The following is a 1238-nucleotide window of genomic DNA, read 5'->3' on the forward strand; positions in this document are numbered from 1 at the left end:
TCGAGGACGAAGATCCTGGGTGGGGGGCGCGGGGCGTCCCGTGGAGGTGTTTGTCCTCGTCCCTTTCCGGCCTGGCGGGGGTCGGTAACCCCGCCCACGCCCACCGCCCGGCCCCGGCCGCGCCCGCTGCTCAGACCCCGACGCCGGTGCGAGCCCCTGCCGCGGTACCCACCGCCAACGGGCACCTGCCCGGCGGCCGCCCGGGGCGCGGGCTCGAGGCGGCACTGGCCGATTGGGTGGCCGCCGCCCTGGAGCTGGACCCCGCCGAACTGGAAAGCGACCGCCCGCTCCAGGAGCAGGGCCTCGACTCGATGCTCGCCGTCTCGCTGGCCCAGGACATCCGGGCCCGGCTCGGCGTCGACATCCCGGTGACGCTCGTCCTGGAGGTCGGCACGGTCGACCGCCTCGCGGAGGAGCTGCGGGACGAGTACGGCGTCACCGGCCCGCCCGCCGGCGCGACCGACCTCCCGCCCGCCGGTGCGACCGACCTCCCGGCCGCCGGTGCGACCGTCCTCCCGGCCGGCGACGTGACCGCTCTCCCGGCCGGCGCGGGCGGGCCGGAAGGCCCGGTCGGACCGGGCGAGGAGCCGGCGAACCTGTCGGCCCCGGCGCACCGGCCGGCCCCGGCCCCCGTGACGAGCGGGATCGCGACTTCGGCCCCCGCCGTGCTCGCGTCCGCCCCCGCCGTGGCTGCGGCGGCGGACGCCGACACGCACGACATCGCCGTGATCGGCATCGACGGTGTGTTCCCCAACGCCGGGAGCACGGACGAGCTGTGGCGGGTCCTGGTGGAGGGCGAGGACTGCCTGACCGAGGTCCCGGCCTCCCGCTGGGACATCGACGCCTACTACGGGACGGACGGCGCCCCCGGCACCGTCTACCTGCGGCGCGCGGGCTTCGTCGAGGGCCTCACCGACTTCGACCCCGGTTTCTTCCGGATCTCGCCCGCCGAGGCCGAGTGGATCGACCCGCAGCAGCGCCACCTCGTCCAGTCCGCCTGGCGGGCTCTGGAGGACGCGGGGCTGGCGGGCAGGACCCAGCCGGCCACCGGCGTCTTCGTCGGCGCCAGCTACCAGCACTACCGCGACACCGTCGTCGGGGACGTCGTCCAGACGCCTGCCGGCCTGGGCAACCACAACGCGATCCTGGCGAACCGGGTGAGTTTCTTCCTGGATCTGCACGGGCCGAGCATGACGATCGACACGTTGTGCTCGTCGTCGTTGGTGGCGTTGCACACG

1 protein-coding gene is annotated in these 1238 nt (G+C 75.4%); it reads left to right on the top strand.

Annotated elements, in window-relative coordinates:
- Positions 1-146: 146 nt before the first annotated feature.
- Positions 147-1238, top strand: a 1092-nt coding sequence (locus ACZ4XX_RS40290) for a type I polyketide synthase (protein WP_468512778.1), incomplete at its 3' end; no start/stop codon positions are given.

The organism is Streptomyces sp. NPDC029956, from assembly GCF_055574655.1.